The sequence below is a fragment of the Photobacterium sp. GSS17 genome (assembly GCF_028621875.1).
GTDB lineage: Bacteria > Pseudomonadota > Gammaproteobacteria > Enterobacterales > Vibrionaceae > Photobacterium > Photobacterium ganghwense.
On record NZ_CP117517.1, the window covers coordinates 3,491,273 to 3,518,219 of the forward strand.

At 55.5% G+C, this 26,947-nt stretch carries 21 protein-coding genes, 3 tRNA genes, 2 rRNA genes and 1 riboswitch; of the genes, 6 read left to right on the forward strand and 20 right to left on the reverse strand.

Annotated elements, in window-relative coordinates; genetic code table 11:
- Window positions 1-67: 67 nt before the first annotated feature.
- Window positions 68-1,432 (forward strand): YjiH family protein, encoded by a 1,365-nt coding sequence (locus PGW97_RS15985; protein ID WP_047887308.1) that lies wholly within the window; start codon window positions 68-70, stop codon window positions 1,430-1,432.
- A gap of 258 nt (window positions 1,433-1,690) precedes the next feature.
- On the forward strand, window positions 1,691-3,424 hold the full coding sequence (locus tag PGW97_RS15990) for a hypothetical protein (protein ID WP_273857982.1): 1,734 nt from the start codon (window positions 1,691-1,693) through the stop codon (window positions 3,422-3,424).
- A 155-nt stretch (window positions 3,425-3,579) separates the two neighbouring features.
- Here PGW97_RS15990 and tatC read toward each other — a convergent pair whose 3' ends face one another.
- From tatC to rmuC, 7 genes are all read right to left on the reverse strand, one after another.
- Window positions 3,580-4,326, reverse strand: a complete 747-nt coding sequence (gene tatC, locus PGW97_RS15995; RefSeq protein ID WP_047887310.1) for a Sec-independent protein translocase subunit TatC — start codon at window positions 4,324-4,326, stop codon at window positions 3,580-3,582.
- A gap of 11 nt (window positions 4,327-4,337) precedes the next feature.
- Window positions 4,338-4,679, reverse strand: coding sequence for a Sec-independent protein translocase protein TatB (gene tatB, locus PGW97_RS16000; RefSeq protein WP_047887311.1), 342 nt, complete (start codon window positions 4,677-4,679; stop codon window positions 4,338-4,340).
- A 3-nt stretch (window positions 4,680-4,682) separates the two neighbouring features.
- Window positions 4,683-4,928 (reverse strand): Sec-independent protein translocase subunit TatA, encoded by a 246-nt coding sequence (gene tatA, locus PGW97_RS16005; RefSeq protein WP_047887312.1) that lies wholly within the window; start codon window positions 4,926-4,928, stop codon window positions 4,683-4,685.
- A 69-nt stretch (window positions 4,929-4,997) separates the two neighbouring features.
- The gene (gene ubiB, locus PGW97_RS16010; protein ID WP_273859678.1) at window positions 4,998-6,632 is read right to left on the reverse strand and encodes a ubiquinone biosynthesis regulatory protein kinase UbiB; all 1,635 of its coding nucleotides are present in this window, start codon (window positions 6,630-6,632) and stop codon (window positions 4,998-5,000) included.
- Window positions 6,632-7,243 carry a ubiquinone biosynthesis accessory factor UbiJ gene (locus tag PGW97_RS16015; protein WP_217391247.1) on the reverse strand — a complete coding sequence of 204 codons (612 nt, stop codon included), beginning with the start codon at window positions 7,241-7,243 and terminating at the stop codon, window positions 6,632-6,634. Before PGW97_RS16015 ends, ubiB begins: the two co-directional genes overlap by 1 nt.
- Window positions 7,244-7,250: 7 nt before the next feature.
- Complete coding sequence (gene ubiE / locus PGW97_RS16020) at window positions 7,251-8,006, reverse strand: bifunctional demethylmenaquinone methyltransferase/2-methoxy-6-polyprenyl-1,4-benzoquinol methylase UbiE (RefSeq protein ID WP_047887314.1); 756 nt, start codon at window positions 8,004-8,006, stop codon at window positions 7,251-7,253.
- A gap of 131 nt (window positions 8,007-8,137) precedes the next feature.
- The gene (rmuC, locus tag PGW97_RS16025; protein WP_273857983.1) at window positions 8,138-9,688 is read right to left on the reverse strand and encodes a DNA recombination protein RmuC; all 1,551 of its coding nucleotides are present in this window, start codon (window positions 9,686-9,688) and stop codon (window positions 8,138-8,140) included.
- A 235-nt stretch (window positions 9,689-9,923) separates the two neighbouring features.
- Here rmuC and PGW97_RS16030 point away from each other — a divergent pair, with 235 nt between their 5' ends.
- Complete coding sequence (locus PGW97_RS16030) at window positions 9,924-10,826, forward strand: DMT family transporter (RefSeq protein ID WP_047887315.1); 903 nt, start codon at window positions 9,924-9,926, stop codon at window positions 10,824-10,826.
- 250 nt (window positions 10,827-11,076) lie between these two features.
- Here the strand turns inward: PGW97_RS16030 and PGW97_RS16035 are convergent, their stop codons facing one another.
- Window positions 11,077-12,273 carry a multidrug effflux MFS transporter gene (locus tag PGW97_RS16035; protein WP_273857986.1) on the reverse strand — a complete coding sequence of 399 codons (1,197 nt, stop codon included), beginning with the start codon at window positions 12,271-12,273 and terminating at the stop codon, window positions 11,077-11,079.
- A gap of 118 nt (window positions 12,274-12,391) precedes the next feature.
- Between PGW97_RS16035 and PGW97_RS16040 the strand changes: the two genes are divergently transcribed.
- Window positions 12,392-13,339, forward strand: a complete 948-nt coding sequence (locus PGW97_RS16040) for a LysR substrate-binding domain-containing protein (protein ID WP_273857988.1) — start codon at window positions 12,392-12,394, stop codon at window positions 13,337-13,339.
- Between the two features lie 144 nt (window positions 13,340-13,483).
- On the forward strand, window positions 13,484-15,271 hold the full coding sequence (locus PGW97_RS16045) for an aminopeptidase P family protein (protein WP_273857990.1): 1,788 nt from the start codon (window positions 13,484-13,486) through the stop codon (window positions 15,269-15,271).
- Window positions 15,272-15,372: 101 nt separating this feature from the next.
- Here the strand turns inward: PGW97_RS16045 and thiH are convergent, their stop codons facing one another.
- The 7 genes from thiH to PGW97_RS16080 all read right to left on the reverse strand — a co-directional run bounded on the left by thiH (window position 15,373) and on the right by PGW97_RS16080 (window position 22,158).
- Window positions 15,373-16,485 carry a 2-iminoacetate synthase ThiH gene (gene thiH / locus PGW97_RS16050; protein ID WP_047887319.1) on the reverse strand — a complete coding sequence of 371 codons (1,113 nt, stop codon included), beginning with the start codon at window positions 16,483-16,485 and terminating at the stop codon, window positions 15,373-15,375.
- A gap of 9 nt (window positions 16,486-16,494) precedes the next feature.
- Window positions 16,495-17,292 (reverse strand): thiazole synthase, encoded by a 798-nt coding sequence (locus tag PGW97_RS16055; RefSeq protein ID WP_273857994.1) that lies wholly within the window; start codon window positions 17,290-17,292, stop codon window positions 16,495-16,497.
- The gene (thiS, locus tag PGW97_RS16060) at window positions 17,293-17,514 is read right to left on the reverse strand and encodes a sulfur carrier protein ThiS (RefSeq protein WP_273857995.1); all 222 of its coding nucleotides are present in this window, start codon (window positions 17,512-17,514) and stop codon (window positions 17,293-17,295) included.
- On the reverse strand, window positions 17,511-18,281 hold the full coding sequence (locus PGW97_RS16065) for a HesA/MoeB/ThiF family protein (protein WP_273857996.1): 771 nt from the start codon (window positions 18,279-18,281) through the stop codon (window positions 17,511-17,513). The genes thiS and PGW97_RS16065 overlap by 4 nt, the downstream gene beginning before the upstream one ends.
- A gap of 2 nt (window positions 18,282-18,283) precedes the next feature.
- Complete coding sequence (gene thiE, locus PGW97_RS16070) at window positions 18,284-19,519, reverse strand: thiamine phosphate synthase (RefSeq protein ID WP_217391254.1); 1,236 nt, start codon at window positions 19,517-19,519, stop codon at window positions 18,284-18,286.
- Window positions 19,519-21,441, reverse strand: coding sequence for a phosphomethylpyrimidine synthase ThiC (gene thiC, locus PGW97_RS16075; protein WP_047887324.1), 1,923 nt, complete (start codon window positions 21,439-21,441; stop codon window positions 19,519-19,521). Before thiC ends, thiE begins: the two co-directional genes overlap by 1 nt.
- A 118-nt stretch (window positions 21,442-21,559) precedes the next feature.
- A riboswitch (TPP riboswitch) is annotated at window positions 21,560-21,657 on the reverse strand.
- Between the two features lie 69 nt (window positions 21,658-21,726).
- Window positions 21,727-22,158, reverse strand: a complete 432-nt coding sequence (locus PGW97_RS16080) for a universal stress protein (RefSeq protein WP_047887325.1) — start codon at window positions 22,156-22,158, stop codon at window positions 21,727-21,729.
- A 165-nt stretch (window positions 22,159-22,323) separates the two neighbouring features.
- Here PGW97_RS16080 and crcB point away from each other — a divergent pair, with 165 nt between their 5' ends.
- Complete coding sequence (crcB, locus tag PGW97_RS16085; RefSeq protein WP_047887326.1) at window positions 22,324-22,707, forward strand: fluoride efflux transporter CrcB; 384 nt, start codon at window positions 22,324-22,326, stop codon at window positions 22,705-22,707.
- A 234-nt stretch (window positions 22,708-22,941) separates the two neighbouring features.
- Here crcB and PGW97_RS16090 read toward each other — a convergent pair.
- From PGW97_RS16090 to PGW97_RS16110, 5 genes are all read right to left on the reverse strand, one after another.
- Window positions 22,942-23,018, reverse strand: a tRNA-Trp gene (locus PGW97_RS16090).
- Between the two features lie 314 nt (window positions 23,019-23,332).
- Window positions 23,333-23,409: transfer RNA gene (locus tag PGW97_RS16095), tRNA-Trp, on the reverse strand.
- A 36-nt stretch (window positions 23,410-23,445) separates the two neighbouring features.
- A tRNA-Asp gene (locus PGW97_RS16100) sits at window positions 23,446-23,522 on the reverse strand.
- A 43-nt stretch (window positions 23,523-23,565) separates the two neighbouring features.
- Window positions 23,566-23,681, reverse strand: a 5S ribosomal RNA gene (rrf, locus tag PGW97_RS16105).
- Between the two features lie 116 nt (window positions 23,682-23,797).
- Window positions 23,798-26,689, reverse strand: a 23S ribosomal RNA gene (locus PGW97_RS16110).
- Window positions 26,690-26,947 lie beyond the last annotated feature (258 nt).

Below are 26,947 nucleotides of genomic sequence, written 5' to 3' on the forward strand. Positions count from 1 at the left end.
TACTTATTCCAATGACACTGAAGCACTTAATTGCTTTTTACAGAAAACAATTACTTAAAGGTCAAAGATGCAGGATCAAGTCATAACACAACCGGTCAAGAAGGCTACCTGGACGATGTTCCTTCTGCCGTCTCTACTGGGTGTCTTTCTCTTCATGGCACCGATTAACTACCAGGACACCCTGACGATCCCGATCGCCGTACTGGCCAAATCGGTACAGGCCCTGTTCGAGGGAATGCTGACCACTATCGTCACTTTTGTTATCACTCTTACTGCTGTGGCGACAGTAGCCACCAAGCTGCTGAAACCTAAAGCCGTAGTGGAAAACAGCTTCCTCAGCGCCCTGTTCAATCCGAGCCTGCCATGGTTCGCCGTGCAGCAACTGGGGGCGATCTTCGTCCTGATGACCTACTTCGGTGTGGGTCCGGAAATGATCCATCACGCCAATACCGGCGGTCTGGTACTGAACGATCTGCTGCCGGTCCTGTTCTCAGTATTTCTGTTTGCCGGGCTGCTGCTGCCGCTGCTGCTGAACTTTGGTCTGCTGGAATTTGCCGGCACGCTGCTGACCCGCATCATGCGTCCACTGTTTAACCTGCCGGGCCGTTCTGCGGTGAACTGTTTTGCTTCCTGGCTGGGCGACGGCAGTGTCGGTGTCCTGATGACCAGCAAGCAGTACGAAAGCAAAATTTATACCGAGCGTGAAGCAGCCGTGATCGGCACCACCTTTACCGCGGTTTCCATCACTTTCAGTCTGGTGGTCATTGCTCAGGTTAACCTTGAGCACATGTTCGTACCTTTCTACCTGACCGTTTGTCTGGCAGGTTTTGTTGCTGCAGTGATCGTCCCACGCCTGCCGCCGCTGTCCTGGAAGAAAGACCGTTACATCGACGGTGAAACACTGAAAGAAGACATTGAAGCCGTGCCGGAAGGGAAAACCATCATTGGTTATGGTCTGGAGCAGGCACTGGAGAAAGCCAGCCAGGTCACCAGCATGCGCAGCGTGTTGGCCGAAGGGGCGAAAAACGCCGTAGACATGATTTTTGGGGTTCTGCCGGTAGTCATGGCGATCGGGACAACCGCGCTGATCATTGCAGAAAACACGCCGGTATTCAGCATTCTGGGCAAGCCGTTCATTCCGTTCCTAGAACTGCTGCAAATCCCGGAAGCGGCAGCAGCCTCTGAAACCATCGTGGTGGGTTTTGCTGATATGTTCCTGCCGTCCATCCTGGCGTCAGGCATTGAGAGCGACCTGACCCGCTTTGTGATTGCCGCCATGTCGGTTACTCAGCTGATTTACATGTCAGAAATCGGTGCCCTGCTGATCGGCAGTAAAATCCCGGTGAAGCCGTGGGAACTGTTCATGATCTTCATCCTGCGCACCCTGGTGACTCTGCCAGTGATCGCACTGGTAGCACACCTGATTTTCTAACCGCGGTTCCCCGCAGCATTCTCAAGCCAGCACCCCGGTGCTGGCTTTTTTTGTGTTTGATATCCGCCCCTCATCCACCAACACCATTCTGCTTTTAGGTGCAAAGTGTTACACGCATCATAGTGATAAGCCACTTTATGCATTTAAAGATTGATAATACTCTCAACAAACCTTATAACTTCCCCCCGTCGGTGGCACGCCGGCACATAAAAAATAACTAATAAGTCTTTTAACTCATAGCATTACAAGGAACAAAGTATGCAATTCAAGTACTCCATGCTGACCGCCTCTCTGGTTGCAGCCCTCACACTTTCAGGCTGTGGCGGTGGTTCATCGAGTAACTCAAGCACTGACAATGGCGGCAATAATGGTAATTCCGGCCAGACTGAACAACCTTTAACGCAAGGGAAATTCATTGATGCGCCGGTTGAAGGCCTGTACTACGTCGCGCAACCAAGCGGCAAACGGGGTTTGACCGATGCTGACGGTACCTTCTCCCTGACTGAAGGCGATACCGTCACATTCTACCTTGGCGGCGAAAACGGCCTGCGTCTGGGCAGCGTTTCAGCCCGTGCTGTCGTTTCTCCGTTTGAAGTAACTGGCGGTAACTACCAGAAAGCCCTGAACCTGGCGCGTATGCTGCAAAGCATGGATAACGCCGAGGACGGTGCCATCACCCTGCCAGAGAGCATTAAAGCGCCTTCAGAGGCCACCCTCACCGCTCTGAAGCAAGTTGACCTGGGCGACATGGATTCCGCACAACCGCTGAAGGAATCACTGGAAATCACCCAGTGGGTCGATGAATCAGCTGCACTGGCTCACCTGCAGGCTTCTCTGAAAGATATTGAACTGGGCAGCACCACTACTCTGGCTGACTGGCAGAAAGGCTCTGGTAAGTACCTACGCACGATTGACGTTACCCTGGCAGCAAAAAATGCCAACGTTCAAGAGCGTCTGTACGTCCACGCTGACCAACTGCTGGGCGACGAGCTGTTCAAAGCCACTCAAGGGCTGAGCGCCATGACGCTGCGTCTTGACGAACAACACCTGACGGTATTGAAAGGCGCCAATGATTCAACGCTGAGCGATAGCTATGCCCAGGCTTACCTGAGCTGCCTGGATGCCGAAGGCATCAACAGTGTTTTTGTCAGCGAAGATGACAGCGAAGCAGGTTACGCAACCTGTAACGGTAAGCCAGTTGAAATGAACAGCCAGTTCCAGCTAGGCTCAGCATTCAGCTATTCGCTGCAGGATCCGTCTGAAACCACTCTGGCCGATGAAACCTTCAGCTGGGATGAGCTGAAAAAACACGGTCGACTGTTCACTTGCCTGGCCGACAAGAACTGTACTGAGTCAGCCATGACAGGTTTCGAAATCACCCAGTTCGATGACAGCGATGAGCAGGACGGCTCGGATATTCAGAAAGAGACCATGTACACCAGCTACAATGCGGTGACAGGTGTCTACACCGTTGTCAGCAACGAAGAAGTACTGAGCGGCGAGCACAAAGGCCGTAAAGAAACCGCCGTCAGCTTTGCCTACCTGGTAGACAATGCGGATGCCGAGCGTTACGTCGACTTCCGCGGCACCTGGAAAGCCGTTGCCAGCCGCCCGGGTTGTGTCGATAAAGTGATCTCAACGTTTACCTTCGACGATAAAGGTGTCACCGTGAAAGGTGAAGAGTTCGTTGGGAAATGCGAAACAGAAACGCTTGACGAATTCGCCACCTATGACGAGCTGGCTGCAATGGACTACTGGTGGTTTAAGACCAACGGGGCCAACAATGACAGCAAGGCGACCCTGTCTCAGCTGAACACGACGATCCGCTGGTGTGACGATGACGAGTTACAAAACGACACCTGCCAGAACACGAAGATCAACCGCTGGGAATATGCACCGGCTGGTAAGAACTGGGATCAGGGCGTCCTGTACCGCAGTACCTTAAATAGCAAAGGCAACATCATCTCGATGGTTGCCATGCAGAAGCAATAAGTCTGATGCAGCTTGGTCAGTTCGGCGCGGTGTTTTTAGCCTGTGCTCTGTATGCTATTTTTCACTGACGTTTCGCACTGACCATCAATAAAAAAACCGGCCATTAAGGCCGGTTTTTTTATGCTCACAGAAAAGGCTCAGCCCCAATTGCGCGGTTAGTCCTCAGACGACACTTCATCTTCACTTCTCACGTAAAACCGCGAGAAGAACAGACCCACTTCAAACAGCAAGCACATCGGGATGGCCAGCAGCGTCTGCGAAATGATGTCTGGCGGCGTCAGCAACATGCCCACCACAAACGCCGCCACAATGATGTACGGGCGCTTGCTGCGCAGGCTTTGCGGATCCGTCGCCCCGGTCCAGCACAACAATATGATGGCAACCGGAATTTCAAACGCGATGCCAAACGCCATAAACAGGGCCAGCACAAAGTCGAGGTAGCTGGAGATATCGGTCGCGACCTGTACTCCTTCCGGTGCGATACTGGTAAAAAACCCAAACACCAACGGGAAGACAACGAAATACGCAAACGCGACACCGGCGTAAAACAATACCGAGCTGGAAAACAGCAACGGCATAATCAGGCGGCGCTCATGCTTGTACAGACCCGGCGCCACAAACGCCCAGACCTGGTACAGAATCAACGGTACCGCAATAAAGACTGACGTTACCAGGGTAAGTTTAATTGGCGTAAAGAAGGGGGATGCCACATCCGTTGCAATCATTGAGGCTCCCTCTGGCAGACGTTCTACCAGCGGGGCCGACAGGAAAGCATAGATATCGTTGGCAAACCACACCAGGCCAAGAAACACCACAATAACGCTCAGGATAGAACGCAGCAGGCGGTTACGCAGCTCCAGAAGGTGGCTGAATAACGGCTGCGTTTCGTCAACGCTAGACATAGTGAAGTATATTAATCCTGCTTTTGAGAGGTCGTCGCCGAATGCTGCTCCTCGTTTTTCGGTGCGTAGGGACGCTGCACGTCAGAAGCGGCTTTCTTCAGCTCTTCGACGGAGTCCCTCAGCTCTGGCGAGAGATCTTTCATCCCCATCTGCTCAGCTTTTTTCAGGTTTTCCTGCAGTTCCTGGAGCTTGAGCTCCTGCGACAGTTCATCCTTCACCGAGTTCGCCATATTACGAGCAGCGCCAACCCAGCGCGATACCGTACGGATCGCGACGGGTAGGCGTTCCGGCCCCAGTACAACCAATCCCACGACGGAGATCAGTATCAGTTCCCAGAACCCGATATCAAACACGCGTTAAACCTGCTCTTTGTCTTTCTGGCTCTTCTGAGCCTGATCACCTTGCTGCTCTGCCAGTTTTTTCTGTTCAAAGTCAGCGTCCGCGTCTTTCTTGGCAACAGATTCATCGTCGCTAATCGCTTTCTTGAACCCTTTTACCGCTGAGCCCAGGTCACCACCCAGTGAACGCAGTTTTTTGGTTCCGAACAGAAGCACAATGATCAGTGCAATAATCAGCAGTTGCCAGATACTAATACCACCCATGCTTGTTTTACCTCAGCTTATTGTGGTTGATAACCAAACGTTTTCTTTAATGGCCGCATACTTTACCGTCTATTTACGGCAAGCACGCCACCCCAGTAACCAAAACGTGACGCCCATTACAGCACTGACCGCCGGATAGGTTTCAACATGATTACTAAAAAGTATGGCAGAACATACAACCAGAGTTGCACCAATGCCAAAATGGAACCTTGCCTGGCTCTGATAGCGTCGACTTTCCATGAAGTGATCATAGAGTTTATCGATTCGCTGGTTCAAAGCATTGCCCTGGCGCAAACTGTCGTAAAGTAATTCCGGCAATTCGGGTAACTTTTCCGCCCAGAACGGCGCCCGGTTTTTGACCCCTTCGATCACGGCCTGCGGCCCGACCTGACGCGACATCCAGTCTTCCAGGAACGGCTTGGCGGTATCCCACAAATCAAGCTGCGGATACAGCTGACGCCCCAACCCTTCCACGTACAGCAGGGTTTTCTGCAGCAACACCAACTGCGGCTGCACTTCCATATTGAAGCGGCGCGCGGTGTTGAACAGGTTCAACAGTACGTGACCGAACGAAATTTCCGCCAGCGGTTTTTCAAAAATCGGCTCACACACCGTGCGAATTGCAAATTCGAACTCATCGACATTGGTATCTTGCGGTACCCAGCCGGAATCCACATGCAGCTCCGCCACCTTGCGGTAATCCCGGTTGAAAAACGCCAGCAGGTTTTCTGCCAGGTAGCGTTTGTCATCCCGGTTCAGGGTGCCGACAATGCCACAATCGAGGGCAATCCACTGCGGATTTTCCGGATTTTCCCGCGAGACAAAAATATTACCCGGGTGCATATCGGCATGGAAGAAGCTGTCTCGGAACACCTGAGTGAAGAAAATCGTCACCGCGTTTTCCGACAGCACTTTCATGTCGGTGCCGTTGGCAAGCAGGGCACTGACATCCGACACCTGAATCCCGTAAATCCGCTCCATGACCAGCAGATTTTCGCGGCTCAGATCGGTAAAGACTTCCGGCACGTACAGCATATCGCTGTCTTCAAAGTTGCGTCGCAGCTGGATCCCGTTCGCGGCTTCGCGCATCAGGTTCAGCTCATCGAGCAAGGTTTTCTCGTACTCGCGGACCACTTCGACCGGCCGCAGGCGGCGCGCCTCCGGCAGGATGCGAGACAGAATCCGGGCCATCCGGTACATCAGCTTAATATCCGCCTGAATCACCGGCAGGATGTCCGGTCGGATCACCTTCAGTACCACTTCTCGGCCATTTTCCTTCAACCGCGCCGTATGGACCTGGGCGATAGAAGCCGAGGCCAGCGGGGTTTCATCGAAATCAAAGAACCAGTTTTCGAGCGGCCCGCCGAGAGCGGCTTCCATCTGCTGCTTGGCCAGCCTGCCGTCAAACGGCGCCACCTGATCCTGCAGCAACGCCAGTTGGTCGGCGATATGCGGCGGGAACAGATCACGTCGGGTCGACATCATCTGACCAAACTTAATCCAGACAGGCCCAAGTGACTGCAGCGCAAGGCGCAGTCGCTCACCCAGCGGTTTCTCTGGGTGCTGGTTTTTAATCCAGAACAAGGATTGGCGCGCAGCTTTGGGCAGCTTGAGACGGGGATCGTCCGGCAGCAGTTCATCGAGGCCGTAGCGCAACTGTACGGAGGTGATCTGATAAAGCCGTTTCAGTTCAGAAAATCCCATCATGCCGGGTGACGCTCCAACAGACGATTCAGGCGCGCCTCGCAGCGGGCCACATCGGTTTTCAGATCATCAACCTGATCAGCAAAATGGGCAATTTCCAGAGCCTGGGGAGCCAGTCGCCATTCTTCCGTGATCACTTCGGCGAGATCGCGCTGGCGACGCGCCAGTCCATGCCGGACCAGATTAGCGCCACGTTTCATACCGCTCACCAAAGTGTGGGCCACTATATCACCGGTATATTGCGATAATATTTCTTCAATATCCGGTTTTAACCCGCTGAGTAATGTAGAGAATTGCTGAGCCAGCTGAATGTCGCCATCCAGTGCCAGCTTGTCGGCTTTGATCAGCTGTGTCAGGTTTGCCTGCTGACGCAGCTCCGGCAGCACCGACAGATTGAAGGCCAGCTGACAATCAACATCGCCTTCGAACACCGCCAGCACATCAATTTGCTGGCTGAAGATAAAATACAGCTGCTTGCCGAATTCGTTGACGGTCACACCGATCACTTTGCCGCGCAAGCGGGTCAGGCGACGCTGATTTTCGTCATTATCTTTGAGCAGGGCATTGAGCGAGGTTTCAATCGCTCCGGTGACCAACGCATCTAACGGCATGGGAACCTCAGAATTTGTAACCACGGTGCAGGGCAACAATGCCCCCTGTCAGGTTGTGGTAAGTCGCTTGTTCAAAGCCGGCGGCTTCCATCATCCCTTTCAGGGTGTCCTGATCCGGGTGCATACGGATAGATTCCGCCAGGTAACGGTAGCTCTCGGCATCGTTGGCAATCATCTCACCCATTTTCGGCAGCAGGTGGAACGAGTACGCATCATAGATTTTCGACAGCGGCTCAAACACCGGCTTGGAAAATTCCAGCACCAGCAGGCGACCGCCCGGCTTCAGCACGCGGAACATCGAACGCAGCGCCTTGTCCTTGTCCGTGACGTTACGCAGACAGAAGCTGATAGTGATACAGTCGAAGAAATCATCCGGAAACGGCAGTTCCTCGGCGTTAGCCTGCACATAACCGACGTTGCCCACCACGCCCATATCGCGCAGCTTGCTGCGACCGACTTTCAGCATCGAGTTGTTGATGTCTGCCAGGATCACCTGGCCGTCTTCGCCCACAATGCGGGAGAACTTCGCCGTCAGGTCCCCGGTACCACCGCCCAGATCCAGCACTTTGTGACCACGGCGTACACCACTGCAATCGATCGTGAATCGCTTCCAGACGCGGTGGATGCCCATCGACATCAGGTCATTCATAATGTCGTACTTCGCCGCGACTGAGTGGAATACCTCAGCCACCAGCTCTGCTTTATCTTCCTTGGCTACAGTCCGGTAGCCAAAATGGGTCGTTTCTTGTGTGGTGTCCGTCATGCTAAATCCGTCATGGTTACTTGTATGAAACGCAAAAGCCTGTTGATCTCACGGCCGCTTCGGCAGCAGGCGTTTTCAGAAAAACAGGCCCTAGTGTACTTGATGGTGGAGGTTTGCTCAAAGCACTAGACTCATTCATTTGCGGTCAGACGGGAGCGCGGCGGCACGGCGCCCCCGCCCAATGCCGGTTCGTCATCAGCCGCACCGAGCTGGGAACGCTCAACCAGTAGCGGTGAGATATCCCGTTTAACTTCCACCCCAAGCTGGCGGAATCCTTCCGCCTGGCGAATCACGTTACCCCGCCCGGTCACCAGCTTGCTCATCGCCCCCTGATAACTCTGGCTGGCTTTTTCCAACGAGGCGCCGACCGCTTCCATGTCATTCACAAACAGGCGCAGCTTGTCATACAGCTTGCTGGCACGCTCGGCGATCTGCTTGGCATTCTGGTTCTGACGCTCGTTGCGCCACAGGTTGTTGATTGTCCGCAGTGCCACCAGCAAGGTGGTCGGGCTGACCAGCATAATGTTCTGCTCCATGGCGTCCCGAATCAGGCTCGGATCCGCGGCCACCGCGGCCTGGAACGCCGGCTCCACCGGGACAAACATCAGCACGTAATCCAGGGTTTTCACTCCGTGCAGCTGATGGTAATCCTTGCGGCTCAGGCCGCGGATATGGCTGCGTACCGAAGCCACATGCTCGCTGAGCGCCAGTTCCTGCTCGGCCACCGTGTCAGCGTGATAGTAGCGTTCATAAGCCACCAGCGACATCTTGGCATCAATGACCACGTCTTTATCCTGCGGCAGGTGCACCACCACATCCGGCTGAAAGCGCTTGCCGGATTCACTTTCCAGGCTCACCTGTGTCTGGTACTCGTGACCCTCACGCAGACCGGATTCGGTCAGTACCCGTGCCAGCACCACCTCACCCCAGTTGCCCTGAGCCTTGTTATCGCCTTTCAGGGCCTGGGTCAGGTTCACCGCTTCCCGCGCCATCTGCTCGTTCAGCTGCTTGAGGTTGTTGATTTCATGCACCAGGGTATGGCGCTCCCGCGCTTCCTGACTGAAGTTGTCGTTGACCTGCTTGCGAAACCCTTCCAGCTGCTCGCGCAACGGGCTCAGCAGGCTTTCCATGCTGAGCCGGTTCTGCTCGTCCACGCGCTGGGTTTTCTGCTCAAACACCCGGTTGGCCAGACTTTCGAACTGAATCCGCAATCGCTCTTCGGCATTTTCCAGCAGGGCAATTTTTTCCGCCGCGGCCTTATGCTCTTCCATATGGCGCGCTTCCTGCTCGCGCAGATCGGCTTCCAGCCCGGCGTTGGCCATCCGGGCATTGTCCAGCTGCTCCGCCAGATACTGTTTTTCGTTCTTGAGGGCTTCAAAGTAGCGCATTTTTTCCAGCGCCGCCGCCAGCCGGCCGTGCATCTGGCGCAGCTCGTTCGTCAGGCGATCCCGTTCGAGATCCATCTCGTCCAGATCCCGGGTTTGTTCTGCTACCTGCCCGCTGAGCTGCTGCTCCCGGTGCTGGGCCAGCCGCAGTTCTGATTCGGCCTGCTGACGCAGGAGCTGCAGCTCCTGCTGCCAGCGATTTCGGACGACCCAGGCAGAGATCGCCCCGGCCAGCACCGAGCCGGACACACCTGCCACCATGGCCAGTCCATAGCCGGACAACCACTCGTTTATCATGTTGCTTGTTCCTGATGGTTGAAGGGGCTCTGGCCCCTGAAATCACTGCCACAAGGCTAAGATGACACTGGATAAATGTCCAGCAAAACCCCGCTAAGCCGGTATTCAGGCAGAAAAACCAGACCTTCCTCCCTTCCGGTCATCGACCCGCCCGCGGCAATGAAATAGACTGAGGACTTCCGCTGCCCCTGCAACGGGCGCAGCCATGGCTGGCTATTTGGAATACGGATACACAATGAACGAACGTTACGCACTTGGGTACGGTCTGACGGCCGTGCTGCTCTGGTCGACCGTCGCGACGGCCTTCAAAATCACCCTGCAATCTTTCACTCCGCTGCAAATGCTGGCCGCCGCGAGCACGGTCTCGGTCCTGGCTCTGACGGCAATTGCGGCGTATCAGAACAAGTTGCATCTGGTGGGGCGCACCTTACGCTCCCGCCCGCTGTATTACCTTGCGCTGGGGCTCATCAACCCCCTCGCCTATTACCTGATTCTGTTTCAGGCCTACGACCTGTTGCCAGCCTCGCTGGCCCAGCCCCTGAACTACAGCTGGGCCATTACCCTGACGTTGATGGCGGCCGTATTCCTCGGCCACAAGATCCGCAAGCAGGATTGGGTAGCCTGTCTGCTCGGCTATGCCGGGGTCGTCGTGATTGCCACCAAAGGGGATGTGCTGGCGCTGGAGTTTGACAATCCGACCGGCGTTGCGCTGGCGCTGGTCTCGACCCTGCTGTGGGCCATGTACTGGATCCTCAACACGAAAAATCAGGCCGATCCGGTGATCAGCGTGCTGCTGGGCTTTCTGATCTCCCTGCCGTTTTCCGTCGGTGCCAGCCTGTACCTGCAGGGTTGGCCTTCCGCCCCCTGGCAAGGCTGGGCCGCCGTCAGTTATGTCGGGCTGTTTGAAATGGGGATCACCTTTGTCCTGTGGATCAATGCCCTGAAGATGACCCGCAACACCGCGCGGATCAGTAACCTGATTTTTATCGCGCCATTTATTTCCCTGATGCTGCTGGCTACGATCATCGGCGAAGAGATCCATTCCTCGACCTTGCTGGGCCTGGTCATGATTATCATCGGCCTGCTCTGTCAGCAATGGAAAGGCAAAACACAGAAAGCCGAGCAACCCGCCAGTTAACCGCCCGGCTCTTTTTTCTCGGTATCCCAGCGCCGGCATCACATCCCCCCCTCACTGGCCGAGCCACAACGGCGCGGGCGGTAGCACGGTAACAGCGGCAAAAAAAAAGCCTGCCACACAGTGGCAGGCAACAGAGGTAAGGGTTGTCGAGACCCGAGCGCCTTAAAAGGGATGGCGTCTAATTATTGTGCGAGAGTACGTGTTCACGCTTGGTATCATCATTCAGCGCAGGATGCGGCGTAAGACCAGCTTACGCGGCAGCAGGAGCATGCCAGCGTTTACCCAGTCGTGACCACAAAATCAGCAGCCCCGGTACCAGCAGGAACATCTGCAGCACCATCAAATCCGGTGGTGACAAATCCAGACGCTGGGTCAGGCTGACCATGGCCCCGGCGCCGCTCATCTGAAACAGTCCCAGCAATGCCGCCGCCGTCCCGGCGCGGTCGCCGAACGGAGCCAGTGCTTTACCGGCCGCCGAGCCCAGCACAAAGGCAAAGCCGAACGAAGACATGAAAATCGGCACCATAAACGCCCAGGCTTCACGGATATGGCTTAGCATCAGCATCGCCATCCCGGCAATCACCAGCATTGCCAGCCCGGTGCTCAGGGTCCGGCGCGAACCGAAGCGGTCGATATATTTCGGTGCCACCATACAAGCGAGAATATTCAGCGCCGCATTCACCCCGAACCACAGGGTAAACTGCCCCATATCTTCACCCAGCTCAGTCATCAGCCAGACCGGTGCCGAGGTGACGTAGGCCAGAATCACAGCCATCGCCAGCATGCACATGGTGCTGTGGTACAGGAAGGTCGGCTCACGCAGCACCGACTGGTAGCGCGACCAGCTCAGCATCGCCCCTGAGACATCGGTATTGGCCGGACGGGTTTCGCGGAACAACGTCAGTACCAGCGCCCCGGCCACCACGGCAAAACCAGCCATGAAACTGAAGTTGGCGCGCCAGCCGAACTGGTGCGTCAGCCAGGTACCCAGCAGCGGTGCCAGTGCCGGAATAAAACAGATCGCGCCGTTGAGGTAGCTGATCATCCGGCCACTTTTCTCCGGCCCGAAACTGTCACGCACAGCAGCAAACGCCGCCACCGACGTTGCACAGGCACCAAAGCCTTGCAGCAGACGTGCCACCAGCAGCAGATCCAGTGTCTGCGCCACATACGCCAGCCCGGCACTCATGCCGTAAATGGCGATCCCGCCCAGCGCGATCGGACGGCGCCCGATGCGGTCTGCCAGCGGGCCGGCCAACAACTGGCCCAGGCCAAGGCTGAACATAAACCAGGTCACAGTATCCTGCACCCGTGCCGAATCAACGGCAAAGTTATCGGCCATCACAGGCAGAGCCGGTAAGTAAATATCAATGGCTAACGGGCTAAACAATACCAGGATCACCATCAGGGCGACCAAGCGGGTATCGGCAGAAGTATTCGTATTCATGTAGCTATCCTATTGGGTGATGGCGGAAGTCTACGTGGTTCGAGATATGAATTGAAATGGTATATATTCAACACCTAATTTCCCTTATGGAATATCACTTGTTCACGCGGAGGTGAATGTGTCTTTTGAAAAACTCGCCCGGATGGATCTGAATCTGCTGGTGTGCTTGCATGTCCTGCTCGAAGAAGGCAGTGTCACCTATGCCGCCAAACGCTTGTGCCTGAGCCAGTCAGCGGTCAGCAAAAGCCTGAACCGGCTGCGTGAACAGTTTGATGACCCACTGTTTACCCGTTCAGCCCACGGCCTGGTGCCAACCCCGCGCGCCCGTGCCCTGCAGCCGATGCTGGAACACCTGCTGCACGAAATCGATCAGCTGACCGCGCCGCCGACCTTTACCCCGCAGACCAGTGACCGCCACTTCACCATGGCACTGGTGGAAAGTGCCTACCCGCTGTTTTTGCCCCAGTTCCTCGGTGACATTTTCTCGGAAGGCCCGAACCTGACGATCGATACCCAGGCCTGGGAGCCCAACACGTTCGACAAGCTCCAGGCCGGTGAAATTGATTTCGGCATCACCGGGAAAGATCTCAATCCCTCCGACGCCATGCTCACTTTGATGCCGCCCAAAGGGATAGTGTTTCAGGAGCTGTGCCGCGACCGCCAATGCTGCATCGTCCGCAAAGGCCATCCGGCACTGACCCAAACCTGGGACGAAGCCACCTACCTGACCCAGCGCCATATTCAGGTACGCTGCATCGGTAACGACCGCTGGCTGCTGGATTACAAGCTGGCCGAGCGCGGTATTGCCCGCGACATCGCCATGTATGTACCGGACTTCAACAGCGCAGCGTGCCTGTGCAGCCAGACCGACTTTGTCTTTACCGCGCCCAGCCATTTCGCCAACTACATTGCCTCCCAGCTCGACCTGGTGGTGATCCCGCTGCCGACAGAGCTTCCTCCTATGGCCTACACCCTGTTCTGGCATCAACATCAGGAGAAAGACCACGGCCACAGCTGGTTACGCCAGATTATTATCAGCCGTTGTCGTGATTTGCCTGTCGGCTAATTGCAGCCATATCGCAAACGCGTTAACGTATTGTGATCACAGCCTGCACAGTTAACGCTGCCGTGGCATTTTCAGCCGCGTTAGCTATTCAGGCTGGCCTCATGCCGTCACAGGGACGGTGACCCTTAGAAAGGAAATACACACATGCAAGCAGCTATTTCGCAACGTGTCGCGCAGATCCGCCAATGGCTGATCGACAACCAGCTCGACGCGATTCTTATTCCCCACGAAGACGAATACCTGGGCGAATACATTCCGGCACACAATGAACGCCTGCTGTGGGCAACCGGCTTCACTGGCTCTGCCGGTATGGCCGTGATCAGCCGCGACAAGGCCGCCATGTTTGTGGATGGCCGCTACGTCGTGCAGGTGCGCAAGCAGGTGCCGGGCGAGGTTTACGAGTACCGCCACCTGATTGACGAGCCACCGGTTCAGTGGGCGCTGGATAATCTGGCGACCGGCAGCAAAATAGCGATCGACCCGCGCCTGCACAGCAGTGCCTGGCTGAGCCGCACCCGCGAGCAGGTGCAGGGCGAGCTGGAACTGACCGTGATTGCAGAAAACCCGATCGATGTATTGTGGCATGACCGTCCGGCACCGACCCTGTCCAATGCCAAACTGATGAGTCTGGATTTTGTCGGGGTCAGCAGCACCGACAAACGCGCTCAAATCGCCGCCGCGCTGACCAAGCAAAAAGCCGATGCTGTGCTACTGACCCAGCTTGACAGTATTGCGTGGCTGCTGAACATCCGCGGCAGCGATATCCCAAGCCTGCCGGTACTGTTGTCCACCGCGATCCTGCATGCCGATCAGAGTGTCGACTTCTTCATTGACCCGGCCCGCCTGCCGGAAGACTTCAGTGCCCATGTCGGCACCGGTGTCCGCGTACAGGATCCGGCGCATCTGGAAGCCAGCCTGACCCAGCTTGGCGGTAAAACCGTCCTCGTGGATCCGGCCACCAGCAATGCCTGGGCCAGCCAAACCCTGCAGAGTGCCGGAGCCACGCTGATCGCGGCGGCCGACCCGTGCCTGCTGCCAAAAGCGGCGAAAAACCCGACCGAAATCGCCGGTATGAAAGCCTGCCATATCCGTGATGGTGTTGCGGTCTCGAAATTCCTGGCCTGGGTTGACCGTCAGGTTGCTCAGGGTAACCTGCTGGACGAAGGCACGCTGGCCGACCAGCTGTGGACGTTCCGCTGTGAAGACAGCAGCTGTACCGATGTCAGCTTCGATACCATTTCGGCAGCTGGCGGCAATGCCGCGATGTGCCACTACAACCACACCAATCAGCCAGCGCCAAGCGTGCTGGAGATGGACAATGTTTACCTGGTGGATTCAGGCGGCCAGTACCCGGACGGCACCACCGACATCACCCGAACGATTGCGGTTGGTGAGCCGGATGCCGAAGTGAAGCACACCTTCACGCTGGTCCTTAAAGGTCACATTGCCCTTGCCTCTGCCCGCTTCCCGAAAGGCACCACCGGCTCGCAGCTGGACGCACTGGCTCGCCAGCACCTGTGGGCGCACGGCTTTGACTTCGACCACGGAACCGGCCACGGCGTCGGCCACTTCCTGAGTGTCCACGAAGGGCCACAGCGGATTGCCAAGGCCTATAACCCAACCGCTCTGCTGCCGGGTATGGTGCTGTCAAATGAGCCGGGCTACTACCGCGCTGACGCCTTCGGGATCCGAATTGAAAACCTGGAACTGGTGGTTGAAGTGGAAACCGCCGGTGACATGACCATGCTGGGTTTCGAGTCGCTGACCCGTGCCCCGATTGACCGCCGTCTGGTTGACTTGTCCCTGCTGACAGACACCGAGCTGGCATGGCTGAACCGCTACCATCAAACGGTGTTTGCCGTGATCAGCCCGTCTCTGCAAGGTGACGATCTGGCCTGGCTGCAGCAGGCCACGGCACCGCTGAGCCGTTAAGCTCACGAAGCAAGCGCGGCGTCAAAGCAATAGCGCCGTCGCCCGGAAATCAAAACGCCTGCATGATGCAGGCGTTTTTGTCTTTGACGCTCACCGACACGTCAGCCTGAATAGGCCGGGTGCCAGTCTTTCCACACCACCTCAAAACCATGGTGTTTCACCGCACTGGCGACCTCTGCCACCGCCCGCTCATCGCTGATCGCAAACTGCTCCAGCTCCGGTTCATCATCAGCATAACCGCCCGGCTGGGTTTTTGACCCGGCAGACATGCTGGTGATCCCCAGCGGCAGCACGTTATCCCGAAACAGCGGCGACTCGCGCGTTGACAGCGACAGTTCCACCTCAGGGTTAAACAGGCGGTAAGCACAAATCAGCTGAACCAGCTGGCGATCCGACATCACCGATTTCGGTTGCAGCCCGCCGGTACACGGCCGCAGCCGCGGGAACGAAATTGAATAGCGGGTCTGCCAGTAGGTCTGCTCCAGGTAATCCAGATGACTGGCCACAAAAAAGCAGTCCGTCCGCCACTCTTCCAGCCCGATCAAAGCGCCGATGCCAATCTTGTCGATACCGGCACGGGCCAGCCGGTCCGGTGTTTCCAGCCGGTAGCGAAAATCCATCTTGTTACCGCGCAGATGGTGCTGGGCATAGGTCGGTGCGCTGTAGGTTTCCTGATACACCATGACCGCATCCAGACCGAGCGTTTTCAGCTCAGCATAGTCCGCCTGATCCAGCGGCTGCACTTCCATCGACAGATAACTGAAGTGGGACTTGATGCGCGGCAGCGCCTCACGGAAATAGTCCATCCCAACCTTACGTTCATGCTCGCCGGTCACCAGCAGGATATTGTCGAAGTTCAGGGCTTTGATTGCCTCACACTCGCGCTCTATCTCAGCCAGATTCAGGGTACGTCGCTTGATCCGGTTATCCATCGAAAACCCGCAATAAGTGCAGGAATTGGCACACAGATTCGACAAATACAACGGGACATAAAACGAGATGGTACGCCCGAACCGCTTGCGGGTCAGCGCTGCCGATTGCTGCGCCATCTGCTCCAGATACGGCTCTGCCGCCGGGGAAATCAGGGCTTTGAAATCTTCCAGATCCCGCTTTGGCTTACGCAGTGCCCGCTCCACATCCGTTGCAGTTTTGCTGTAAATCGACAGCCGGACATCATCCCAGTCCAGCTGCTGCCATACATCCACATAGCTCATGGCGCCCCCTTAGGCTGTCGGATCGAAGGCCGTCGCCAGTACCGGCTGGTCGAGAAACGCGGTCAGCGGACTGGAGGCGATGGCATGGTTTACCGTCCCGGCCAGACCGGCTTCGTACGCCATCCGGCCACTCTCCACCGCCAGCCGGAACGCACGCCCCATCGCAATGGGATCGGCCGCCGCCGCAATCGCGGTATTCACCAGCACGGCATCAGCCCCCATTTCCATCGCTTCAGCAGCATGCGAGGGTGCCCCAATCCCGGCATCCACCACCACCGGCACCCGGGCCTGATCGATGATAATTTCCAGAAAATCCCGTGACGCCAATCCCTTGTTGGAACCAATCGGCGCGCCCAGCGGCATCACGGCGGCACAACCGACTTCTTCCAGCCGCTTACACAGCACCGGATCTGCATGGCAGTACGGCAACACGATAAAGCCTTCGCGCACCAGTATTTCCGCTGCCGCCAGGGTTTCAATCGGGTCCGGCATCAAGTATTTCGGATCCGGGTGGATTTCCAATTTCAGCCAGTTAGTGCCTAACGCCTCACGCGCCAGCTTAGCCGCAAAGACCGCTTCTTTGGCATTCTTGGCTCCGGAGGTATTCGGTAGCAGGCTAAGCCCGGCCGCCTGAATCGGCGCCAGGATATCATCATCGCGGTTATCTATATCGACCCGTTTCAGCGCCATGGTCACCAGCTCGGAACCCGAAGCAATCAGGGATTCGGCCATCACGGTCCGGTTAGCGTACTTACCGGTACCGGTAAACAACCGGGATGAAAAGGTTTTATCGGCAATCTTAAGCATTCAGCCTCCTGCTATCGCTTGAAACAGGGCAATACGATCCCCTGCACTAAGTACCGTGGCATCCCAGGTACTGCGGGCCACTATCTCATCGTTCAGTGCCACCGCGGTGGCATCCAGCGGCATTGCCAGCTGGGTAAGCAGCGCTGATAAGGTGGTGTCATCTGCCGGGATCTCGACCGGCTTATCATTGACCCGGATTTGAATCGCGGTTGTCGTTGTCATTCGTTGCTCTCTCCTGTGCCGCAAACCGGGCACCTGTGATCATGCGCTAAGCGAAAGGATTGCCACGTCATGTTCAGGCCATCGAACTGCTTGAGGGTCGCAAACCCCACGTCACCGGCACCGGCCAGCAACTTGATTGTCTCCAGCGCCTGTAAGGTGCCGATCGTGCCAACCACCGGCCCGGCAATACCGCTATTGCTGCAGTTCTGCGGCTGATCCGTAGCACCGGGACGGCGGGGAAACAGGCAGTGATAGCACGGCCCCTGACCGGCGCGAAAATCAAACGCCATCAGTTGCCCCTGCCAGCGGATGGCCGCTCCGGCAATCAGGGGCTTTCGAGCCTCCAGGCATGCCTGATTAACCGCGTGGCGGGTCTCCAGGTTGTCAGAGCAATCCAGCACCACATCGGCCAAGGCGACTTCCATCGCGAGCCGCTGACCGGCCAGTCTGGCCTTAACCGGACGTACCCGAATGTGAGGATTCAGCGCCCGCAATTGATCGGCTGCCTGTTCGGCTTTCGCCAGCCCGGCATCGCTGTCACGGTAAATCACCTGACGCTGAAGGTTCGAGCTTTCCACCTCGTCATCATCGGCAATCACCAGATGACCAATGCCCGCACCGGCCAGATACAAAGCCGCCGCCGAGCCCAGTCCACCGGCCCCAACCAGCAGTACCTGCGCCTGACTGAGCTTCGCCTGTCCTGTCTCACCGATTTCCGGCAGCATGATCTGACGGTTGTAACGCAAGAATTCCTGATCGCTTAGCATAGTCAGTCCTGTTGTGAGGGCCGCGGCGTGAGGATCTGGTTGAACGCCGCCACCGCCTGCGCCGGATCCGCCGCCTGCGTCACGGCGCGCACGACCGCGACACTGGTGATCCCGGTACGCCAGACGCGTTCCGCCCGTTCCAGATCAATGCCGCCAATAGCCACCGTCGGGAACGCTTCACCAATCAGTTTCTGATACAGCGCCAGACGACTCAGCCCTTGGGGCTTTGATGGCATCTCTTTGGTGGTGGTCGGGAAGATATGACCCAGGGCGATATAGCTGGGCGCAAACTCTGCCGCCCGCAAAATTTCATAATAACCGTGGGTCGACAGGCCCAGCCGTAATCCGGCCTGCTGGATAGCAGCCAAATCCGCGGTTTCCAAATCTTCCTGGCCGAGGTGTACCCCGTACGCCCGATGCGCAATCGCCAGTTGCCAGTAGTCGTTAATAAACACCTGAGCCTGATGCTGCTCACCGGCCTGAATCACGCGGTCAACCTGCTCAGCCAGATCTGGAGCTGTCGGGTCTTTGATCCGTAGCTGGGTTAGCTTGACGTCCAGTGCCAGCAGTGTTTCTACCCACTGGGCCGTATCCACTACCGGATACAACGCCATCTGTTCGCGGTTCATGGGTGCAAACGGTGCCACCGCGACTTCTGTACTTGTCCAGCCCAGCGCTTGTACTTCCGGGTGGTTCGCCGTCAGCGGACGCGGAAACAACGCTCTGGCCACCGGCCAGCTGACCTCACCATAGCCGTTGGCATGGGTTTCGAGATACCCCCGGGCATGTGCCCGCGCTAGTGTCACGGCATCTTCCAGCGGATAATCCAGTGCCAGCGCAGCCAGCAGCATTGCTCGTTGCGGCTCACTGGCCCCGGCATGGTGGCAGTAAACCGCACGGGCCTCGCCGTTGTGATGCCACATATCGACACAACCGCTGTCCGTCGGCAAACCACACACCACCAGGTTAGGAGTGGCAGCCACTTTCCGCTGCATGTCAGCCACGGCAGGATATGGCGCGATCCATTGATCGCGCACGTCATATCCCATTGCGACAGGTTCGGCGGGGTTAAACGCCACCGCGAACGTACACCCGCCGACCTCCATGTCTACCACTGCCGACTCACTCCAGCCCACACTGACGGGCTCCCCTAACTGATACTTGTCGGCCGCCGCCAGCAGCGGCTCAAGATGCATCAACAAGGGGGTCAGGTGATCGGGTAAACACAACGCGTTCATTAGCTTTCCTCTTCAAGGGGATGGTAGAGCTCGCTTCCCCGGGCACGGAACTCCTGCGCTTTCTGCTGCATCCCTTCCAGCGGATCATCCAGCAGTTTGATCGTCAACGCGGCCTCCTGCTCGAGACCGCTGGCATACTCACGGACTTCCTGAGAGATCTTCATGGAGCAGAATTTCGGCCCGCACATTGAGCAGAAGTGAGCAATTTTGCCGGACTCCTGAGGGAGGGTTTCATCGTGGTAGGCGCGCGCCGTTTCCGGGTCTAAAGCCAGATTAAACTGATCTTCCCAGCGGAACTCAAAACGGGCTTTCGACAATGCGTTGTCCCGCACCTGAGCGCCAGGGTGACCTTTGGCTAAGTCTGCCGCATGGGCGCACAGCTTGTACGTGATCAGACCCACCTTTACGTCTTCCTTGTTCGGCAGCCCCAGATGCTCTTTCGGCGTCACATAACACAGCATGGCACAGCCGTACCAGCCAATCATCGCCGCGCCGATCCCGGAAGTAATGTGGTCGTAGCCCGGCGCAATATCGGTGGTCAGCGGGCCAAGGGTATAGAAAGGCGCTTCGTGGCAGTGCTTGAGCTGCTCTTCCATGTTTTCTTTGATCATGTGCATCGGCACATGCCCCGGCCCTTCAATCATCACCTGTACATCGTATTCCCAGGCAATCTTGGTCAGCTCGCCCAGCGTACGCAGTTCGCTGAACTGGGCCTCATCGTTGGCATCCGCTACCGAGCCCGGACGCAGGCCATCTCCCAGTGACAGAGCGATATCGTACTGAGCACAGATTTCACAAATTTCGCGGAAGTGTTCATACAGGAAGCTTTCTTTGTGGTGTGCCAGACACCACTTGGCCATGATGGAGCCACCACGGGAAACGATGCCGGTCACACGTTTGGCGGTCATCGGGACATAACGCAGCAAGACCCCGGCGTGAATCGTAAAGTAATCGACCCCCTGCTCGGCCTGTTCCAGCAGCGTATCGCGGAACACTTCCCAGTTCAGGTTCTCGGCAATACCGTTCACTTTTTCCAGCGCCTGATACATCGGCACGGTACCGATTGGCACCGGGCTGTTACGGATGATCCACTCACGGGTTTCGTGGATATTACGGCCGGTAGACAGATCCATCACGGTATCGCCGCCCCAGCGGGTCGACCAGACCAGCTTTTCCACTTCCTCTTCAATCGAGGAACTGACCGAGGAGTTACCGATATTGGCATTCACTTTCACCAGGAAATTACGGCCGATGATCATAGGCTCGGATTCCGGGTGGTTGATGTTCGAAGGGATGATCGCACGCCCTTCTGCCACTTCCTGACGAACAAACTCAGGGGTGATATCTTCCGGCAGGTTGGCCCCGAAGTTTTGTCCCGGGTGTTGCTGGGTCAGTACCGCATCGCGATATTCCGCTCGCCCCATGTTTTCCCGGATGGCGATAAATTCCATCTCCGGGGTAATCATTCCCTGACGGGCGTAGTGCAGCTGGGTAACATTCGCGCCGGCTTTGGCACGGCGGATGCGGGCACGCTCACCAAAGCGCAGCTCATCCAGCGTGTCATCCGCCAATCGCTCCTTCGAGTACGCCGAGCTCAGTTCATCCAGCAGTTCAGTATCACCGCGCTCTGCAATCCACTGCTCACGCAGCTTTGGCAGACCGGCATAGATATCAATCGCGTAGTTAGGATCGGTATAGAAACCGGAAGTGTCATAGACTCGGACAGGCTCATTGGGCTCAAAAATCGGGGCGTCTTTGCTACCGCCAACCAGGCTGTCAGCCAGGGTAATTTCCCGCATCGGAACACGAATGTCCTCGCGACTACCAGTGACATAAACCTTTTGGGAATTGGGATAAGCTTGGGTGGTCAGTGAATCGATAAATTGTTTCGCTTCCAGTCTCGCTTGTTTGCGATTCGACATAGCAATTTCCTTGATGTCCGTAAATGGGGAAGTTGCTTATCGGATGGGTGCGTAAACAAGAGACTACACGTAGGGTGTGCAGCATCATCTGGAACAGCAGCTGCGGATGCAGCAATACAGAAGATTTTCTCTTGTTCCCTTCGCAGGTATTAGCCTGATCAGGTTCTACGGATCCCGCAATGCGGTCTCAGCCTATTGGCACTCCGACAAGTTATCATCGAGTATAAGAGCTAATTGTACAGGCAGCAAGCAGCCTTCCGTCTATTTCACTCAGTCTGTGACAGGTCAGACCGTTGCCTGACAAATCAGAACATCACAGCGCGACTGCTGCGACAGTATCTGGCTGATATTGCCATACCACTGAATACCGGGTTTATGTGCACCAATCAGTACCAGATTGGCACCAATTTGCGTGACCAGCTCTACCAGGTGTTTGGCGACATCACCATCGGCAATATGCAGCGCACGCACCTTATACGGCGATGCCTGAGAAAGTGCAGACAACTGCTGAATACGGGTTGCCTGTAAGTCCCTGTGCGCTTCCTCAAGACCCAGCTCAGCATCCAGAAAGCTCACATTCCCCAACCCCGGCTCGACAAACGCCACGTGCAATTCAGCATGGTTCTGCTGCGCAATGACCCCGGCTTTGACCATCAAGGTATGCGCATCACGGTTATCCGGATCTACCGCCAGTAATATTGTCTGATACAGTGCCATCGCTCCCTCCTCCGTTAACCCATTTCGATGTCAGCCCTTTAAGACTCTGAATGCAATCCAAATCACTTCAATCAATGATTGCAGATTTTCCCCGACACAAAGGTGATCCTTGCCCTGTGTTCGTGGTATTAGTATGGCCACTCTTCATCTGCCGTTGTGATATCTATGAGTCAATTACTTTTTTTGGGACTGATCGCCTTAGGCGGCGCATTTGGCGCTTGCTCCCGCTACCTTATCTCTGAGCTGTGTGTGGCCTTATTAGGGCGAGGATTTCCCTATGGCACACTAGCCGTCAACGTAATTGGCTCTCTGATCATGGGAGTGTTGATGTCAGCCATCAATCAAGGCTGGCTAGAAGCGATCCCGGCCCGCCCATTGATTGGTTTAGGCTTTCTGGGCGCCCTGACGACATTTTCCACGTTTTCCATGGATAACGTTGTCTTGTTGCAACAAGGTGAGTTTCTCAAAGTAGGAATTAACATCCTGCTCAATGTGGCTGTCAGCCTAGCCGCCTGCTTTATCGGCTATCAACTCATACTGAAAAGCTGAGTGAATCCGTTACCTTTTCCAGCATCCATCCCAACAACCTCAGTCCCTGACTGAGGTTTGTTTACGCGCCAGACAAGACAAGCTTTACCCCTGACCACAGTTACCCATCCAGTCATCTACCCGCGGCTTCTGTCATACCATATACCTCGGTGATGCCGTTGAGCCTTGGAAACTCTAGACGTAAAAAAGCCCCTGTCTCGCGTCCGTGACGCATAGACTGAGGCCTTATAAAGATGGCAGGGGTGGAGAGATTCGAACTCCCAACACGCGGATTTGGAATCCGCTGCTCTGCCAATTGGAGCTACACCCCTAATATTGTTTACGAAATTATTCTATCGACTCAACGCCAGAGGTCAATGCTGATTGTTTCGGTATTGCTCACAGATTTGATGATGAGCACAACTCTCCGCTCGTCTATCTACTCAATTATTCCTTCATCCTACGCACTTTGCACTGTCTCTCATCGCGCTACGCCAAGCCGGCATCATTCCTTGAGACACTCTCTGAGTACAAAGACAAAAACAAAGACAGACTGAAGAGAAGAAGCATAGGAGAATATCTGCTGAATAGTTTTTCAAATTTCAAATGCAAAAAAGCCCCAGCATTTCTGCTGAGGCTTCAAAAGTGGCAGGGGTGGAGAGATTCGAACTCCCAACACGCGGATTTGGAATCCGCTGCTCTGCCAATTGGAGCTACACCCCTGTAGTTATTTTTAAGACTTAACTTTGTCTGAATAAGTGGCGGAGCGGACGGGACTCGAACCCGCGACCCCCGGCGTGACAGGCCGGTATTCTAACCAACTGAACTACCGCTCCACTCAGGATTAACGTTTGTTCAGAACGTTAACCTAAATTGGGTGCCTGGCGATGTCCTACTCTCACATGGGGAGACCCCACACTACCATCGGCGCTGCTGCGTTTCACGTCTGAGTTCGGCATGGGATCAGGTGGGTCCACAGCGCTATGGTCGCCAGGCAAATTCTTTGATTCACTGCCCGCAGGCCGCAAATCACAATCTTGGAAAAAACTGACTAAAGTCTCAGCACACCATTCAAGTGTTCGTGGAGTCCGTAAAACCCCTTGGGTGTTGTATGGTTAAGCCGCACGGGCAATTAGTACAGGTTAGCTCAACGCCTCACAGCGCTTACACACCCTGCCTATCAACGTTCTAGTCTCGAACAACCCTTCAGAGAGCTTAAAGCTCTGGGGATGACTCATCTTGAGGCTCGCTTCCCGCTTAGATGCTTTCAGCGGTTATCGATTCCGAACTTAGCTACCGGGCAATGCGTCTGGCGACACAACCCGAACACCAGAGGTTCGTCCACTCCGGTCCTCTCGTACTAGGAGCAGCCCCTCTCAATCATCCAACGCCCACGGCAGATAGGGACCGAACTGTCTCACGACGTTCTAAACCCAGCTCGCGTACCACTTTAAATGGCGAACAGCCATACCCTTGGGACCGACTTCAGCCCCAGGATGTGATGAGCCGACATCGAGGTGCCAAACACCGCCGTCGATATGAACTCTTGGGCGGTATCAGCCTGTTATCCCCGGAGTACCTTTTATCCGTTGAGCGATGGCCCTTCCATTCAGAACCACCGGATCACTATGACCTGCTTTCGCACCTGCTCGAACCGTCATTCTCGCAGTCAAGCGGGCTTATGCCATTGCACTAACCTCACGATGTCCGACCGTGATTAGCCCACCTTCGTGCTCCTCCGTTACGCTTTGGGAGGAGACCGCCCCAGTCAAACTACCCACCAGGCACTGTCCGCACCCCCGATAAGGGGGCGACGTTAGAACATCAACACTACAAGGGTGGTATTTCAAGGACGGCTCCACAGATACTGGCGTACCTGCTTCGAAGCCTCCCACCTATCCTACACATGTAGGGTCAATGTTCAGTGCCAAGCTGTAGTAAAGGTTCACGGGGTCTTTCCGTCTAGCCGCGGGTACGCAGCATCTTCACTGCGATTTCAATTTCACTGAGTCTCGGGTGGAGACAGCGTGGCCATCATTACGCCATTCGTGCAGGTCGGAACTTACCCGACAAGGAATTTCGCTACCTTAGGACCGTTATAGTTACGGCCGCCGTTTACCGGGGCTTCGATCAAGAGCTTCTCCCTAAGGATAACCCCATCAATTAACCTTCCGGCACCGGGCAGGCGTCACACCGTATACGTCATCTTTCGATTTTGCACAGTGCTGTGTTTTTAATAAACAGTTGCAGCCACCTGGTATCTGCGACTGCCAGCAGCTCCAAGAGCAAGTCTCTTCACCGCCGGCAGCGTACCTTCTCCCGAAGTTACGGTACCATTTTGCCTAGTTCCTTCACCCGAGTTCTCTCAAGCGCCTTGGTATTCTCTACCCGACCACCTGTGTCGGTTTGGGGTACGATTTCTTGCTATCTGAAGCTTAGAGGCTTTTCCCGGAAGCATGGCATCAATGACTTCAGCACCGTAGTGCCTCGACATCGGGTCTCAGCCTTAAGATGGTCCGGATTTGCCTAAACCATCAGCCTACACCCTTGAACCTGGACAACCGTCGCCAGGCCCACCTAGCCTTCTCCGTCCCCCCATCGCAATAGCAAGAAGTACGGGAATATTAACCCGTTTCCCATCGACTACGCCTTTCGGCCTCGCCTTAGGGGTCGACTCACCCTGCCCCGATTAACGTTGGACAGGAACCCTTGGTCTTCCGGCGAGGAGGTTTTTCACCCCCTTTATCGTTACTCATGTCAGCATTCGCACTTCTGATACCTCCAGCGCCCCTTACAGGACACCTTCAGCGGCTTACAGAACGCTCCCCTACCCAATACGCTAATGCGCATTGCCGCAGCTTCGGTGTATCGCTTAGCCCCGTTAAATCTTCCGCGCAGGCCGACTCGACCAGTGAGCTATTACGCTTTCTTTAAATGATGGCTGCTTCTAAGCCAACATCCTGGCTGTCTGAGCCTTCCCACATCGTTTCCCACTTAGCGATAACTTTGGGACCTTAGCTGGCGGTCTGGGTTGTTTCCCTCTCCACGACGGACGTTAGCACCCGCCGTGTGTCTCCCGGATAGTACTTACTGGTATTCGGAGTTTGCAAAGGGTTGGTAAGTCGGGATGACCCCCTAGCCTTAACAGTGCTCTACCCCCAGTAGTATTCGTCCGAGGCGCTACCTAAATAGCTTTCGGGGAGAACCAGCTATCTCCGAGTTTGATTGGCCTTTCACCCCTAGCCACAAGTCATCCGCTAATTTTTCAACATTAGTCGGTTCGGTCCTCCAGTGCGTGTTACCGCACCTTCAACCTGCCCATGGCTAGATCACTCGGTTTCGGGTCTAATCCCAGCAACTGCACGCCCAGTTAAGACTCGGTTTCCCTACGGCTCCCCTATACGGTTAACCTTGCTACTGAAATTAAGTCGCTGACCCATTATACAAAAGGTACGCAGTCACAGGACAAAGCCTGCTCCTACTGCTTGTACGTACACGGTTTCAGGTTCTATTTCACTCCCCTCACAGGGGTTCTTTTCGCCTTTCCCTCACGGTACTGGTTCACTATCGGTCAGTCAGGAGTATTTAGCCTTGGAGGATGGTCCCCCCATCTTCAGACAAGATAACACGTGTCCCGTCCTACTCGTTTTCACGCCAAATGTGTTGTCGGCTACGGGGCTGTCACCCTGTATCGCTGAGCTTTCCAGCTCATTCGCCTGACACCTAAAGCGCTTAAGGGCTAATCCGGTTTCGCTCGCCGCTACTGCCGGAATCTCGGTTGATTTCTCTTCCTCGGGGTACTTAGATGTTTCAGTTCCCCCGGTTCGCCTCATCAAGCTATGTATTCACTTGATGATAACTGCTTATGCAGCTGGGTTTCCCCATTCGGAAATCGTAGACTCAAGTGGCTCTTACTGCCTCATCTACGCTTATCGCAAGTTAGTACGTCCTTCATCGCCTCTGACTGCCCAGGCATCCACCGTGTACGCTTAGTCACTTAACCATACAACCCCAAGAGGTTTCGTATGTTCAAACAACCAAGGTTTTTCCATCTGAGTTAAGATGGTTAGTTTGTTTTGCCGGACTCTTCTTACACAAGACACTTGAATGTGTATTGCTTGAGAACTCGTTTCTCTTTCGAGAAACAATAATTTCGATTCGTATGAATCGAATTACTAGTCAGCTTTCCAGATTGTTAAAGAGCATGTGTCGTTATCTCCAACGAGATAACACCACTGTTTAAAGATTCTCAGGGAAAACC

Excerpts from the sequence above, each read along its gene's own strand:
- PGW97_RS16030 (WP_047887315.1), top strand. The coding sequence starts at position 9,924 with ATGAACGAACGTTACGCACTTGGGTACGGTCTGACGGCCGTGCTGCTC.
- PGW97_RS16065 (WP_273857996.1), bottom strand. The coding sequence starts at position 18,281 with ATGCTAAGCGATCAGGAATTCTTGCGTTACAACCGTCAGATCATGCTG.
- ubiE (WP_047887314.1), bottom strand. The coding sequence starts at position 8,006 with ATGACGGACACCACACAAGAAACGACCCATTTTGGCTACCGGACTGTA.
- PGW97_RS15985 (WP_047887308.1), top strand. The coding sequence starts at position 68 with ATGCAGGATCAAGTCATAACACAACCGGTCAAGAAGGCTACCTGGACG.
- tatA (WP_047887312.1), bottom strand. The coding sequence starts at position 4,928 with ATGGGTGGTATTAGTATCTGGCAACTGCTGATTATTGCACTGATCATT.
- thiC (WP_047887324.1), bottom strand. The coding sequence starts at position 21,441 with ATGTCGAATCGCAAACAAGCGAGACTGGAAGCGAAACAATTTATCGAT.
- PGW97_RS16035 (WP_273857986.1), bottom strand. The coding sequence starts at position 12,273 with ATGAATACGAATACTTCTGCCGATACCCGCTTGGTCGCCCTGATGGTG.
- PGW97_RS16055 (WP_273857994.1), bottom strand. The coding sequence starts at position 17,292 with ATGCTTAAGATTGCCGATAAAACCTTTTCATCCCGGTTGTTTACCGGT.
- PGW97_RS15990 (WP_273857982.1), top strand. The coding sequence starts at position 1,691 with ATGCAATTCAAGTACTCCATGCTGACCGCCTCTCTGGTTGCAGCCCTC.
- PGW97_RS16080 (WP_047887325.1), bottom strand. The coding sequence starts at position 22,158 with ATGGCACTGTATCAGACAATATTACTGGCGGTAGATCCGGATAACCGT.
- rmuC (WP_273857983.1), bottom strand. The coding sequence starts at position 9,688 with ATGATAAACGAGTGGTTGTCCGGCTATGGACTGGCCATGGTGGCAGGT.
- thiE (WP_217391254.1), bottom strand. The coding sequence starts at position 19,519 with ATGAACGCGTTGTGTTTACCCGATCACCTGACCCCCTTGTTGATGCAT.
- thiH (WP_047887319.1), bottom strand. The coding sequence starts at position 16,485 with ATGAGCTATGTGGATGTATGGCAGCAGCTGGACTGGGATGATGTCCGG.
- PGW97_RS16045 (WP_273857990.1), top strand. The coding sequence starts at position 13,484 with ATGCAAGCAGCTATTTCGCAACGTGTCGCGCAGATCCGCCAATGGCTG.
- ubiB (WP_273859678.1), bottom strand. The coding sequence starts at position 6,632 with ATGGGATTTTCTGAACTGAAACGGCTTTATCAGATCACCTCCGTACAG.
- PGW97_RS16015 (WP_217391247.1), bottom strand. The coding sequence starts at position 7,243 with ATGCCGTTAGATGCGTTGGTCACCGGAGCGATTGAAACCTCGCTCAAT.
- tatC (WP_047887310.1), bottom strand. The coding sequence starts at position 4,326 with ATGTCTAGCGTTGACGAAACGCAGCCGTTATTCAGCCACCTTCTGGAG.
- thiS (WP_273857995.1), bottom strand. The coding sequence starts at position 17,514 with ATGACAACGACAACCGCGATTCAAATCCGGGTCAATGATAAGCCGGTC.
- crcB (WP_047887326.1), top strand. The coding sequence starts at position 22,324 with ATGAGTCAATTACTTTTTTTGGGACTGATCGCCTTAGGCGGCGCATTT.